Genomic DNA, 15,134 nt, shown 5'->3' with positions numbered 1-15,134 from the left:
ATAAAGGGGAGGACAATAAATACGAGGAATGCCAGGGTGACTTTATGTTTCAGTTTCAGCTTCAGTCCGGTCCCCTCCTCTGGCTTGCTTGCGGAATTCAGCCGGTGTGAGCCCCAGCATTCTCTTGAACATCCGGCTGAAGTGCTCAGGCGACTCATACCCTACCGCAAAGGCGATTTCATACCGTTTCTTGTCCGTGGTAATCATCAGCCGCCTGGCCTCCTCCATCCTGAGTGCCGTCACATAGTCCCAGAGGTTAGTTTTCATATCGCGTTTGAAAATATAACCCAGATGGGCAGCACTGAAATGGACCTCCTCAGAAATATCCTGAATTTTCAGTGCCGGATTACGGTAATTCTTCTGGATGTAATTCGTAATCCGTGAGATCACGTTCTGATCTCTGGCCTTAGAGAGCTGCTGCAAGAAAGTAACCGAATCTTCAATGTACCGGTGCAGCCGTTCCAGCTTCTGCTGTCCGGTCAGGCCCTGGAACACCATATCCGGGTTGAAATCATAGAGGGAAACCCCGTTCCCCTGTCCGTATTCTACCAGCAGCCCGTAAATCCGGTAGATCAGCATCCCGCAATAGCTGTTCATGACCTCCTGTGACTGATCAGACACCGGCAGCTGGCTAAGAATGCTTTGCGGATTCAAGTCCCCTGAGGATTCTACCGCTGATTTCATCTGCTCCATGAACGCACTGACCTTGCTCATCCAGACCACCATACTCAGATTATCCTGCACGGCTATATCGTGATAATAGAAGACTCTTTGTCCGGGATGAACTTTGGTCCACTCCGCCGCAGTATCTGCTTCTTCCATCAGCCTAGGGAGCATCAATACATCCCCGTCTAAAGTGCTGAGGCCTATCGTTGCCTCCACATTCAGATACTGCTTCATGTTCATGGCGATCATCTGCCCGATCATATGGATCTGCGAGTGTACTCTAACCTGGGGATCGCCCATTTCTTCGGCAGATAACTGGATAATGCTGATGATGGAATGGCCGAAACCGTTGAAGGTCAGACCCTTCCACTCCAATAAGGTTTCATTCATAATATTGATCGCCGCATATTTCAATAGTTTGCGGTCATGGAGCGTGACCTTCTGATGGCTGAAGCCGGCCTCGCTATAATCAATGCGGCTGGAGATCACGCCGAAGAATTGTCCCTGTAATAGCTCGCCCAGCTCACTGGTTACATCTTCGATATCCTTCCGGGTCAGATTCCGCTGCGTAACCAGCTCCATCAGCCACTCATTACGCCTGGATTGCTCCTGTATCTGCCTGCTTTCCGCTTCCGGGCTCTTGCCCGTAAGCTCTTTCTGGGTTAAGGCTTTGCGGACAACACGGAGCAGCTCTGTTCGCTCTACCGGCTTGACCAGATAATCCTTTGCCCCCAGCCGGAGCGATTTTTTGGCGAAATCAAACTTCTCATGAGCGGAAATGACAATCACCGGGACATTCCACTGCTCCATATAGATATTTTCCATTAATTCAATACCGCTCATCCGGCCCATCTGTATATCGGTAAGCACCAGATCAAAGCGGTCCATCCGCAGATAATCAATCGCTTCGAATCCATTGATTGCCGTTTCAACATAAGTGATGTTCATATCCGAAGCGAGCAGGAAATTTTTGATCCCCGCACTCACTCTCGGCTCATCATCCACAACGAGAATTTTATACATGATGCCCCCCCTTTTGTATCACAGTACACTCGCTGCAAATTACGGTAGATGATCTATTTCATCAAGTGTGTGATCTATATCAGGATTATTGACCGCCAGTCTCTGAAAGATCTCTGTTTCATAGGTTCGAAGCCGTTACAGCCCTAGTATAGATCACATATTTCCTGTAATTCATCATCGATTAGTGATAGTAACTCTTTTATGCTCTTTTTGCAAGCGTTTACATAAACGAGGGAAGGAGATTAGGGTTCACACTATCTGACTATGAGGAGGTTAAATAGATGTTCAGATCAAGCCTATTCCCCCTGAGACTTAAAAAGTTATTATCTGTCTGCCTCTGTCTGTTGTTAATTATAGGTACTGTTGCTCTGTCTCCCCGGCCTGCCGCAGCAGCGGTTAACCCCTTGCCAGGACCCGGACACCCTCTTTTGTATGATGATTTTGCCGGCGGGGGGCTGTTCAAACAAAATTGGACGAACTGGTATAATCAGAACGGCGGCAGCGGTACTTTCACCAAGACGGTACAAGGCACCCGCACGATTGGAAAGTTCACACAAACCCCAGGCTCCTCCACCTCCTGGGCCAAGTTTCAGCCGATGAACGAGACCTTTGACCTCTCGGGCTACCGTTATATGAATCTGTCTTTGCAAAATGCGGGTTATGCCCAGTCACTCATTCGTGTTGTCATAGGCGATGGTATTACCAATTACAATCTTACCGGTGGTTATGTACCCGCAACGGATACCTGGACCGGCCTGCAGTTTGATCTGGATGCCTTGTCGCCCAAGATTCAGAAGGAGAAAGTCAAACTGGAAATATGGCTTAGACAAGCCGGCGGGACTTACGGGGAAATGCTGATCGATGATATCGTGTTTACCACGGCCTCCGGCGGTACTGCGCCTCAGTTAAGCCCGGCTGTGATGAGTGCGGATACGGATGGCAGCTATAACCAGAATACTAATTTTACCTTTGATGCCACTTATACCGACCCGGATAATGAGGCGCCCTATGCTGTCCAGGTGATCATTGATGACACGGCCTATACTATGCGCGAAACCGATCAAGCCGATGTTACCTACACGGACGGAAAAGATTACAGGTTCATGACCAAGCTTCCGGCAGGAACCCATTCCTACTATTTCCGTACAACAGATACGACTTCAAATGAAGTCACGACCGGAATTCACAATTTGAGCGTAACCAATTCCTCTTCTGTGATTGATATTGTAGTCAGCCAAGCCGGCTACAGCGCAGACGATATCAAGAACGCCAAATTCATCTCAACCACCACAGTCACAGACACCACCTATGAAATCTTGGATGGAGCTAATGTCGTGTCTTCAGGCACCATGACTTATGAGGGCTTCTACTGGAATAAGCATGTTTACTCTATCGGTTTCTCCTCCGTCACGGATGCCGGGAACAACTACAGGGTGCGAAGTAATCAGCAGTATTCATATCCTTTTGAAATTACGCCTAACCTGTGGGATCAATACAAGGATGAAATGACTGCCTTCTACCGTCTTCTGCGTGCCTCAGTAGCCACCAGTGATGCTTATCCGGAGGGTTACAGCAGTATAGCTCCTTCCGCCAAGCTCTACCATGCCGCAGGACACCTCGATGATGCCCAGTCTGCGGACGGCCTTACCCATTATGATCTGACAGGCAGCTGGTATGATGCGGGTGATTACGGCAAATATGGCGGTAACCAATGGGTCGGCGCGGAGATCGCACTCGCTTATACGCGTTATGCTGACAAGGAGAGTGTCAAGTACGATAACGACAGCAATGGCATCCCGGACCTGATAGATGAAGCGGTCTTCGGCAGCGAATATCTCATCAAGTTCGCGGATCAGCTCGGCGGGGAAATGTATAATCTCAGAAACAATGCTTCTTTCGTCCATCCGGAGAAATCTACCGACAATATATCAGGCACAGCGGATGACCGGAAGCTGACCGATTTAAGTGTTGGTGGCTCAGCCAAGTCAGCGGGTACACTTGCTGCTACAGCGCGCGCGATCCGCACGGCTATTATCGAAGGCGATATCGCGTCAGCCCGGATTGCAGAACTCACGGATTTTGCCGACCAATGCGAGAGCGCAGCTGTTATCTTTTATGATTATGTAGTTGCCAATCCTGACGGTCCCATAGGCTCCTACTCTACCAGAGGAGGCATCCCCAATTCCAAGCTGCTTGCTGATGTCGAACTGTACTTGCTGACCGGAGATATCCGGAATTGGAATGCAGCCTCGGCTACAATTAACGCCTTAACCCTGGGTGACATCTCCTCCACGAACTACTGGGATATGAGCCCAATGTCCATGGCTGAGTTCTATCCGGTTGCCGATGCTGCAACCCAATCTCATATTCATAGTTTGTTAAAAGGACAAGCGGATTTCTTCCTCTCCTCGTCAGATGATACACCGTATGGTGTACTGAACCAGTTCAAAAACTTCGGCGTAAACGAGCCTCATGCTTCTTATTTAGGGGATATGCTGCGGTACTATGAATTGTTTGGTGACCCGGCAGCACTAGAGGCGGTGGTGAAAGGCATGTACTGGCTGTTCGGAGAGAATCCGTGGAATATCAGCTGGGTCTCCGGCATTGGCACCCATCATGTAATGTTCCCGCATACCCGCTACAATGAGGATTCCAATACTGCGGGTGATACCGGAATTATCTTTCCCGGCGCCATGGTCAGCGGACCGAATATGAAAGATCCTAAGAATAGAAACAGTATAAGCCCCTGGTACGAGGACCGTTCCCTCTATCTGGATGATACGAATCAGTGGCGGTATAACGAGTTCAGCATCAGCATTCAGGCAGGACTCCTGTACACAGTCATGGGACTGAGTGCAACTGCGGGAACAGGTGCGGACAACACGGCGAAGCCGCCCGCCTTGCCGGTACTCTCTCCGGTGATTGGAGAATGGGTCCGGGGAAATGTAACTGTTTTTGCTGAGGCTGGGGATGATCTGAACCAGGTAGAGTATGCGGCAGCCGGATTGCCTTATCAGCCGATGACGGTATCCGGTAATGTATATTCAACTGTAAGCGGTGCGGTTTACGCTGCTGTCATCGACGAGAGCCAATCCTTACCCTACGTAAGCCGGAGAGTAGATGTTCGTGCTACGGATTCTTCCGGCGGATACACCTACAGCTCGACTCATTACACTGTTGCTCCGGCGTTGCCGGACCCCTCCACTCCGCTCTTATATGATGATTTTGGAGGCGGCGGCTTCTGGGGTGGCTCTGCGGCCAACACGACTTGGGTCAACTGGTATAATCAAAACGGCGGCACGGGAACATTCACCAAGCTTACAGCAGACGGACGTTCGGCCGGCAAATTCGCCCAGACTCCGGCAAGTGTGACTTCAGCGGCTAAATTCCAGCCTTGGAACGATGTGGTCGATCTGAGCGGCTACCGGTATTTGAATATTACGCTTAAGAATCCGGCCTCTCCTGACCTCAGAACCCGGATTGAAATCAATGACGGCAAAAGAACGTACAACCTGACCGGAGGCTGGGTAGAGGTTCCAGCGGACTGGAGCGATCTGCAATTTGATCTGAATGCACTTAGTCCGGCTATTGATAAAAAGGCGCTGAAGATGTCCATTTGGCTGAAACAAAATACAGTCACTGCCGGAGAAATGCTGATTGATGAAATTAAGGCAACCAATCAGGTCAGCGGAAGTGCGCCAACCTTAACTTTAGGAGGAGTAAATCAAACAGAAGGCACACCACAGACTGAGTTTACTTTCACTGTCACTTATACCGATGCGGATAATCAGGCCCCATTTGCCATGGAGCTGGTCTTGGACGGCGTTGTCCGAATCATGCAGCCATCTAATCCGAGTGACACTATTATATGGACGGCAGAATCTATGAATACACCGCCAAGCTGCCTCCCGGCCGGCATTCCTACTACTTCCATACAACTGATACTTTTACCGATGCCATAAGTACAGAGGTTCAGAGTGGTCCTTTAGTTGGTTGGGGTAACTAATAAGCCCCTTATTTTTGGAGTAGGATCAACGTTAGCACTTTAGTGAACGCTGCGCGAACGGACCGTTGTTCCAATCGCTGTGCTCTCCAGATTTTTATTTATTCCCCTTAGCGGTGAAAATCTGGAGACCAAGGCGACCGCTGTCGCTTTTCCACAATCGTTCCGTCCTCTCCGCTGTTTAAGCGGGAATTTGGAACTGCAATCTTAAAAACACATTAAGAAACCTCTCTTTTAGTAAAATGGAAGTAAGACCAACCATTTCAAAAGAGAGGTTTCTTTGTACATTCAATAGTACATGGAGCCACTTTGCCTGCCGTTCAAATCCGTTCCAGAAAAGGGATAACCAGCTCAGAAATCCGCTGAAAGCCTGCCTCGTTCGGATGAAGGCCGTCAAGGGTGAAATAATCGAGGGTTAACCGGGTAATCCCGCTTTCAGCATACACGTCAAGGACGGGCAAGGCATAATAGGCTCCGATCCTGCGGACCGCTTCAGCGTAATCCGGCAGACGGAAGCCTGCATCGTTAATGAAGGTCGTGTCCCATCCGTCCTTATCCCGCTGAAGCGGGGTCCACAGATTCAGCCGGGCATCCGGCCTGCGGGTTAACAGCTCCTCAATTAATGTGGCGTAGGCACCACAAAACGTATGAATGTCCCGCTCTTCTATATTCCCCAGCGGTTTGTCGAGCCTGAAATCGTTGGTTCCCGCAAAGACTGTAACACAGTCAGGGATTTCAGTTAAGGAACGGCCCGCATGTACGGTTGCTCCGTAATCACGGTCTCCGCCCGCTGCCATCGGACAACCGCTGACTGCGGGGTTGACCATTGTTCTGAAACCGGCTTCTGCACACACCAGCGGCTGATAGCCACCCGCGGCGCTGATGCTGTCTCCAAGCGTAGCCCAGCTTTTGCCTGCCCATCTGCCGGCTGCTTTCAACAGGATCCCCCCTCACTTCACTTGCTGAATCTCACGTATTAGCTCATACAGCACGGACATAAACGTTCCTCTTGAAACACTGGATTCGCGGCTAGGCTCTATATCCGCGATCTCTCCGGTGGAGAGGCCAAGCGCCCTTGATGCAACCTTAATCCAATTTGCCGTCATCGCCCTGTTTAGCAGCGGCTGTTCACGCCAGTACTCCCGTGGTCCGGATTCCTCCAGGGGCAGCCTTGGCCCCATATCTGTACCCACCGGAATGAGGTTATCTGTCGCCGGAAGTACGGGGAGGCTGCGGCATTCGGGTAAGCTGCGTGCCCATGCAATCAGCCTGGAGGCTTCCGATACCGGCATCGGATCGTCCAATCCGGCAGCATAACCTGTGAAGAAACCCTTCGTTCCCAAGTATTCCGCAGCCTTCCTTGCAGGATGATCCCAGGCAACATCCTCGAAGCAGGTAATACGCTGCTCTCTCTCAAGCAAGCTGATCTGCAAGGCATCGATAGGTACAAGACGCACATCCGTATCCCTTGCAATGGCAAGGTCTGCGGCTATACCGGCCGCGAAGCCGAGCTGCATCCAGCATGGCTCCATCCGGATCGTCCCGAAGCCCATATGGCTGGCGGACACGGCGACCGGTACAAGCAATCCGTCAATAGCTTGCGGGACAATAACCCCGTAGGGAATCTGATAGATTTCGGACAGCCAGTTGAGACCGAGGAATCCCTCAAGCGCCTTATTCTGACCCTCCTGCTCCCGTTTCTTCACGGCATGTGAATCAATCGGATAATCCCCGACCGCAATGCTGTCGAACTGAACCGGCGCACGTTCAAGGCCGGGAGCGAGCCTTGCATCATTCTCTGTAAACGTGTACTCCCCCTGTATCCGTCTGGCTTCACGCACATATAGCTGCGGGGGGAAATACCCATAATCGGTAAATTCATCTGCTGCATAACCCCAGCTTAACGCATCCTGGCGAAAGTCCTCCGGCAGCTCCTCATCGTGCTGAACAAACCATAGCAGCCCTTGAATATAATGCCTCTGACGCTTGCCAAATTCCTCTCTCGTCCTGCGGTCTCCATCGGCATAAGCAGTATTCTCCTCCGGGAGATCCGTTGAGCACATGCAGTAATGGTGGTTATTGCAGTCTGTCTTGCCGTTCGGTACGGCCAGCATATTGAGTACATCGCCAATTGACTTGACTCGTTTCTCCGCTACATCGGTTGCTAACGTAGTGTAGTCCTCGCGGTCGTACTCCTCAGGTTTGGTAACAGCAATGAAATTATCCCGGTTTCGGGTTAGGCACAGCCGGTAATTATAGGCTTGTATCCGGTCATCCCCCTCTCCAGTGCTGCCGGGATACACTTCCTTGGACTCATCGAAGTTCATATATAGCCTGCCGGCATACTCCTCATTCCATTCTTCCCTGGATTCGCGCCCCAGCCCGTAAGGAACACCTGCCATCGCTGCCAAATCGCCTTCATATGTCCCGTCCACGAATACCTTGCCGCCGGTCTCCCATTCCCCGGCATCCGTTTGTACCCGAATGGCTGACAGGCGGCTGCCTTCTGCCCGGACGCTCTTCAACTCCGCGCCCATGCGGATCTGCAGATGATTTTCCTTGCTTATCATCTCAATCAGGATCCGCTTGGCGACGGACGGCTCGAAGAACAATCCCTGATTGCATTCCTTGACCTGGATGGATTCTTCACCGTACGTGCTGCTGTAATAAGCATGCACACGAGCCGCAAATTCACGGAATACGGCGCCGGATGCATCATGCGAGAGAATGTCGGTTCTGCCTAGTCCGCTTGTCAGCATTCCGCCCAGATGATCCGTCGGCTCCAGGAGTAAGGTCTTACGGCCCTGCCTCGCCGCGGCGATCGCTGCGCCGATTCCGCCTGGTGTTGCTCCGTATATGACAACCTCATAGCTTTCCATTGGTCCTCTGCTCCTTCAGGTGGTTATTAGCCCTTGATTCCTGTGAAATTAATCCCTTTCTCCACGAACCGTTGTGTGGACATGAATAAGATGAGGAGTGGAATCAGCGATATGACACCGCTCGCACTGATCAGGTTCGGCCGTACGATGGTATTCCGGTCGGTCGTCTGCTGCATGTCGTTCATGGCGACCGGGAACGTCCAATGCTCCGGTGATTTCGTTACGATGTAAGGCCACATGAATTCATTCCAGACGGGGACGAAGGTCATGACAGCGACGATGGTGAACACAGGAATTGACATGGGGACGACAATCCGCAGAAAGGTCTTGAACTCCCCTGCTCCGTCAATCCGTGCCGCCTGCAGCAATTCCTTGGGCAGCTGATCGAAGAAGCCCTTGAACAGGAAGATTACGAAGCCCCAGGCGAAATGCGGCAGGATAATGGCCCACAGGGAATCGCTAAGGTGCAGGTTCTTGATCAGAATATATTGGGGAATCAGGACCGATACCCCGGGAATCATAATCGTCGCCAGGAAGAACATCAACAGCCAGAATCTTAGGCGGCTGCTGCGGATGAGCTGGGACAAGGCATAGCTGCCGATACCCGCGAAGATCAGCTGCCAGATGATGACGGTGAACGTGACAATTCCGCTGTTGATGAAGTAACGGTAGAACCCGAGATCCCCGGCTTTCCCAATTGCTATATGCTGCAGGCTGGCGAAGCTGTCGAACAGCCTTAGCTTATTGCGGGAATGCTCGACACTCGTTATTTTTCCGGCTAACACGTCATGGGACACGAAGAAATCGCGATAGAGCTTAGCTAACTCATGATCAGAGGAGGCTTCCGGAGCTGGGGCTGGCCTCAATTCCGCTCCATACCACTCGAAATCACTCAGCTTCCTCTCCGCAATGGTTGGCAGCTTCAGCTTCATGACCTGATCGTTGACTACGCGGGTAGGTACGATGGACATCTGGCCCACATAGAATTGCGCTGAAGTGGCCTTAGCCCGGAACAGCTGATGGCCGTCCTTCGTTCCGTTCACGATAATCTCCCCGATATTGTTGCGGATGAATGAAGCCCAGGGGAACCAGATGGCCTCCATGGCTTCTTTTTTGTAGAAATTCTCATCCCCGCTGCCGGCACCAGTGAAATCTACTGTGACGGTAAGGGTATGAGGCACATCGGGAATGAATTTGGGCGTAGCCGACTGAAGCGACTCGTTGTCCATGATGGAGGTGAGAAACAGCCACACGAGCGGCAGCGTGCCGAACAGGAGGAACAGGATCGTCACGGTATAGGAGGTGATCTTGAGCCCCTTCTCACCTCGCTCAGAGATGCGGTTAGATTTCATAAGGATCAGTTATCCTCCTTCTGCAGCTTGAATTGAATGACCGTCAGCAGGGCAATGACCAGAAACATGAAGAATGACAAGGCTGCCGACATGCCGAAATTCGATTGTTCGAAGGCGGAACGCTGAATGAGCAAGGATACGACGAGTGAAGCATCCGCAGGACCGCCCCTCGTCAGAATGAAGATATTATCGAATGCAAGCAGCGCGCCGGACATGAACGAAATGAACTGGATCAGGATCACGAAGCGGATATTAGGGATTACGAGCGACAGGATACGGCGCCAAGGGCCGCAGCCGTCGATTTTGGCCGATTCGAATAATTCCGCAGGAATTGACTTGATCGCAGCATAGTACAGCAATACTCCGATTCCGCCGCTGGCGAAGAACCCGGGCAGGACAATGGCGAACTTGGTCATAGCAATATCGTTAAGCCAGCCGTAGGGACCCAGGCCGATCTTGCCGAGCAAGTAATTGAACAGCCCGCTGTCGGGGTTGTACATCCACTTCCACAGCAGCGCGCCTGCCACGACCGGCAGAATGCTCGGAATCTGATACAGCACCCGGTACACCCCGTTCGCCCTACGGATCTCGCTCAGGAAGATTGCCTGAACAATCGGAACCCAGAACGTCAGCGCGACGGACAACAGGAAGATGATGAAGGTGTTCTTCAGCGCAAGCCAGAATGTCGATGTCTGCAAAAAGACGAAGTAATTCTCTAACCCTACGAACTTGCCGGGCGGGTTCACGATATCGTAGTTAAATAGACTGATTTGAACGGCCGAGAAGATCAGATAATACTTAAACACGATGAAGACGATAATGGAGGGCAGTAGAAACAAGACCGGCGTCCACCGGATACGGAAGCGGTTCCGCCTGGTGTGAAGGGCCTTTAGGGGAGGACTGGATTCGAGCTTCATCTTTTCACCGCCTGCACAAGAATAGATGCCGGGATCACCGATCCGGAAACCCCGGGCATCTTAAAAATCTGTTGTTAGTTGCCGGTTTTGCTCAGGATGTCCTTGTTATACTTATCGATAACTTCCTTCTGTGCCAGTTGCTCCGCAGCCTTAAGTTCTGTCAGCGGGTCCGCATTCTTATCCAGCAGTACCTTCTGAATCGGCTTTACCACGTAAGGGCTCAGGCTCGACTTCAAGTAATATTCCAGCTGCTGCGTCTCTGCTGCCTTGCGGATGGCGCTTAAGAAATCGGCCGGCATACCCTCGACATATCGTGACGGATCCACATCTTTAACAACGGTGAACGGGTTGATGCCGAGGCCGTTATCTTTGTTGAACTGCAAACGGGTCTCGATGGCTTCCTTGGAGGACATGAACATAATGTAATCGAAGGCTGCCTGCCGCTTCTCCGGGGTCGCCGACGGGCTGATTGCCCAGAAGCTGCCGCCCACCTGGGATGGTCCTACACCCGCTGGACCGACCGGATAAGGCATGAAGCCGATCACGTTTGGATCCATACCCTGGCTGACGAAGGTGTTATAGGAATCGGATGCGCCAAGGATCATCGCCGATTTGCCGCTGTAGAAGTCTTTGTTATTCTCCTCAAAGGACTGAAGAACATTGCTCTGGACGACTTTGTGCGTCCACTTCAAGTCCTTGTAATACTGCAATGCCTTCACCGTCGCATCCGATGTGAAACTGAGCTTGACGGTGCCGTCCGGCTGCAGCTCCGTCAAGTCTCCTCCGGCCTGCCAGACATAATACTCGAAGTGCCAGTCGCCCCAGTCCATGCCGAGAATGTCGAACCCGACGCTCCCGGGATTTTTCTCCTGAACGGTCTTGGCCGTGGCGGCGAATTCATCCCAGGTGGCCGGAAGGCTCGTAATTCCGGCATTCTCGAACAGTTTCTTGTTGTAATATACGCCTGTCGAATACATGGATAAGGGTACGCCATAGATCTTATTATCCTGGGTAGCCATGTTGAAGGCGCCGTCGATAAAGCGGTCCTTCTCGGGAGAGGCGTTAATCAAATCTGTAATGTCTGCCACAATCCCCGCTTGAACGTATTCCTGCATCTTGGGGAACGACGGCCGGAACACTTCCGGCTGCTCTCCGCCCGCAACCGCTGCCAGGAATTTCTCCGGCGTCTGCGTCTCATCCTCATGAGTGACCTTGATGTTCGGATAGGCAGCATCGAACTTAGCCTGCAGCTCTTCGGCGACCGCTTTAGTCGAGGCATCCGGCGCCGGCTTATCCCAGACTGTAATCTCGACGATCGCCGCTTCCTTTGAAGGCTCTGCCGAATTCGCTGCTGCCGGAGTGTTACTGGCCGGCTGCGCCGTCTGTTCGGCTGCCGGAGCACTCCCGTTGTTGGAACCGCATGCCGCCAGCATACTGAAGGCTAACGATATTGTTAACAGCGCAGCCCGTTTTTGTGTAGAACTCCTATAACGCTTCATTTCATATCCCCCCGTGAAGTGTGGTTGCTGTACTCTTTCATCATAAAGGTTTGCAACCGCTTACTTAATAGAAATAATTAACCGGATAAACATAAATATTTCACCTCGAGGACAGCAGCGGTTCGATGCCCCAGCGGAGGATTGTTTGCTCAATACACAATCGGATTTTAGGGAACATGTCGTACGGAATATGAGATGCACCCGGCAGGGTCACATTAAGCCGGAGGTCCTTTCTTTGCAGCAGCTGGCGGTAAGCTCCGGCTGTTGCTTTCCGTGTATCGGAGTGGCGGTCTCCGATTCTTGCCAAGGCAGTCACCGCGAACGAGATGTATTGAAAATGAACTTCGGAACATGTCTCCGACAATTCGCTTGAGTCAGGTTCGGGGAAAGCTTCTGCCGGCTCTTCCAATAAGGCGTACAACAAATCCGTTGCCTCCTTGTCCGCAAGCAATCCAAGCAGGAAAATCGCCGAATAGCCCCGTCCATGATTACGCTTATGGACGAGACGGCTCTGCGGAACAAACGGATCCTTATCGCGTGCGATCGTTCTCAGCGCCGCAGCGGATGTGGTGTCTCCAAGGAGTGCAAGCGCGAACGCGCTGTGCTTACAGAGGTTAATATCCTGGTCCTGGGCCATCCAGGACCGCAAAGCAGCGCAAATCGGCTCGCCCATTCTTACCGCCGACCAGATTGCAGGACCCGGATGCGCACTGGACATGCCTTCCCGTATGGCCTCCGGCTGATCGAGCCAAGGCGGCCCCGCACCCGCAGGCTGCCCGCTTATCGGCAGGCAGCCCGTTGCGGCGAGCAGCGCGGATAGCTCCGGATAAGGAACCTCCCGGAGCGGTACTTTCCCGGTTATGGAGAGATAGGCGGCATAGGCGGCGGCCTCCCCCGTCTTTTGCATATCGCGTTTCATCCGTATGCAGGTGGCCAAATCATGATCAACGGCCAAGCATCTGCCCGCGGCGAGCAGGCCCTCCAGTCCTCTTGGAATGAGGGCGCCCAGCGGAACCGGAACGGATATTGTATGTCCCCACATGCTACAGGCAACGGTCCATTTCTGCAGGATCTCGCTCTCAAATGCGATATCCTTGCTGTGCATATCCACATGGGCATAGGCGTAAAACAAAGGCTCTGCCGTATAATCATCATTCAGGAAGCGTTCGAGTGTCACCTGTTCTTCCCCCTTAATCAACCGTCCCTCCCTTACTCCGGTCAGAGGCGCCAGGCGGAGCCACCGGTCCTGCTCCTCGTACACAGCCTTCAAGTGCGTAGAGACGGTCGCAGATTGCAGATTCGCCCGTGACATTGTTAAAGCATCGCCTTGAGTGACATAACCTGAATCAGTATGCCGGGAGCTCACCTGCCCGTTCTCCAGCTGCAGCCATACATTCGAGAACGGCTGCGTCTGGCCGTCCAGCGGCCGGCCGTAATACACGCCTGCTCCGGCATGCGCACACACATGCGCGTCTCCCGTGCAATCAATAACGACCTCACTGCCTGCGGCTAATCTGCCTTCCGCGGAAATCCATTCGATTCCGCATACGCGGCTGCCCTGCATAAGAACGCCTGTAATCGTACTTTCATAACGGATAACCACTCCAAGCCGGATCGCTTCCTGCTCCATCACGATCATTTTGGCTTCTCCGTTCACGCCTTGCGAAGGTGTGAAGCATCCGGCAGCAAGCCTCACAGCCTTTTCGTCAAGACTCTCAGATAAGCCGCCCCTGGAACCGTAATAATAGCTCCATATGGCACCTATTGTACCCGTGCCGCCCATGCCATGCAGACGCTCAACCGCAAGCACCTTCAGTCCCTGTCTGGCAGCGGTGACCGCCGCTATCGCACCCGCTGTCCCCAGCCCTGCTACGATGACATCATAATATCCCGCATGAACTCCCTCGAAGGGTAATTGGTTGACCCTGCCGCCGCTATACCTTTCAGCGCACTCCATCCGCTTCCGCCTCCCATCTTCTCCGGTGTACATAACCTTGGTCAATGGCTTCAACCGGCTGTCTGTACCCTTTCGATGGCAGCCAGAACCAGTCGTCCATGAAGATCTGCAAGCCCCGGGGCACATCGGAATCAAAGACGGAGGCGATGGCCGCAATTGTCCAGGGGAGAAGTACACTTGGACGATTATGCCAATAGCTTAATAGACCCTTCCTTGCGGCTGGCCAATCATCGTCTGCCTCCAGTGTCCACTTGATGATATGCTCTGCGCTGAAACGGCCTTGAACGAGCTCCACCCCGGGATCGCTGGCAGCAGGCAGGCCCTGACCTGCAATATCGGTGTGAATATACGCATTAAGACTGCGCTTATCCGGTTGGAAGCGATCCGCCGGCCGGGATACCCGGCTTGTGGTTGTATCGAGAATGCGTCCGGCAGTTACCGTACGGATGCCGGACGCATTGTATAGCTCAACTTCAAAGCCTGAGGAGTGCTGCCGGATCTGCAGAATCTCCGTCAGCAGCAGCACATGGACCCGGGCATCCAGCAGTCTCCGGCACAGGACCGGGTGAAGACCCGGCAGGTGGACCGGTGCTATAGCCGGTCCCGTCAAATTGCGTTGCCGGAGCTCAGCAGCGAACGAATATCCGAATCCGGACAACGAGGGCGCGTCCCCGTTCCGTCCCGGGTTGAAGCTCTCGATGAACTCTTGCCCTACCGCTGCGGACCGCTCGACCACCAGAGCCGATTCCGGTGCCGCTAACGCTGCTCCGATTCCGCTGAGAGTCGCGCCGCAGATTAGTGTCTTATAGTGATCGTGCCCTTCCCTCTTCAATTAAAA

9 protein-coding genes are annotated in these 15,134 nt (G+C 52.7%); 1 reads left to right on the top strand and 8 read right to left on the bottom strand.

The annotated features are described in order from the left end of the window. Window positions 1-42: 42 nt before the first annotated feature. A complete protein-coding gene (locus tag PBOR_RS17935) occupies window positions 43-1,689 on the bottom strand; it encodes a response regulator transcription factor (RefSeq protein WP_042213946.1) in 1,647 nt (548 codons plus the stop codon). Window positions 1,690-1,970: 281 nt separating this feature from the next. On the opposite strand from PBOR_RS17935, the gene PBOR_RS17930 reads away from it, so the two are divergent. After that, a complete protein-coding gene (locus PBOR_RS17930; protein WP_081972096.1) occupies window positions 1,971-5,651 on the top strand; it encodes a glycoside hydrolase family 9 protein in 3,681 nt (1,226 codons plus the stop codon). A gap of 361 nt (window positions 5,652-6,012) precedes the next feature. On the opposite strand, the gene PBOR_RS17925 is transcribed toward PBOR_RS17930, so the two are convergent. From PBOR_RS17925 to PBOR_RS37405, 7 genes are all read right to left on the bottom strand, one after another. Next, complete coding sequence (locus PBOR_RS17925) at window positions 6,013-6,630, bottom strand: SGNH/GDSL hydrolase family protein (protein ID WP_052429531.1); 618 nt, start codon at window positions 6,628-6,630, stop codon at window positions 6,013-6,015. A 12-nt stretch (window positions 6,631-6,642) separates the two neighbouring features. Further along, a complete protein-coding gene (locus PBOR_RS17920; protein ID WP_052429530.1) occupies window positions 6,643-8,571 on the bottom strand; it encodes an FAD-dependent oxidoreductase in 1,929 nt (642 codons plus the stop codon). Window positions 8,572-8,597: 26 nt separating this feature from the next. Next, window positions 8,598-9,923: a carbohydrate ABC transporter permease gene (locus tag PBOR_RS17915; RefSeq protein WP_042213940.1), complete on the bottom strand. Its 1,326-nt coding sequence runs from the start codon at window positions 9,921-9,923 to the stop codon at window positions 8,598-8,600. 5 nt (window positions 9,924-9,928) lie between these two features. Beyond that, on the bottom strand, window positions 9,929-10,840 hold the full coding sequence (locus PBOR_RS17910) for a carbohydrate ABC transporter permease (protein WP_042213939.1): 912 nt from the start codon (window positions 10,838-10,840) through the stop codon (window positions 9,929-9,931). 74 nt (window positions 10,841-10,914) lie between these two features. Further along, complete coding sequence (locus PBOR_RS17905) at window positions 10,915-12,339, bottom strand: extracellular solute-binding protein (protein ID WP_042213936.1); 1,425 nt, start codon at window positions 12,337-12,339, stop codon at window positions 10,915-10,917. 100 nt (window positions 12,340-12,439) lie between these two features. Next, entirely contained in the window at window positions 12,440-14,296 is a 1,857-nt protein-coding gene (locus tag PBOR_RS17900; protein ID WP_052429529.1) for an FAD-dependent oxidoreductase, read from the bottom strand. Next, window positions 14,283-15,128 (bottom strand): FAD-dependent oxidoreductase, encoded by an 846-nt coding sequence (locus PBOR_RS37405; RefSeq protein ID WP_042213934.1) that lies wholly within the window; start codon window positions 15,126-15,128, stop codon window positions 14,283-14,285. Before PBOR_RS37405 ends, PBOR_RS17900 begins: the two co-directional genes overlap by 14 nt. Between the last annotated feature and the right edge of the window lie 6 nt (window positions 15,129-15,134).

This window comes from Paenibacillus borealis (genome assembly GCF_000758665.1).
GTDB lineage: Bacteria > Bacillota > Bacilli > Paenibacillales > Paenibacillaceae > Paenibacillus_AQ > Paenibacillus_AQ borealis.
The sequence above is the reverse complement of the archived record's forward strand: the minus strand, read 5'-3'. Positions and strand labels throughout refer to the sequence as shown.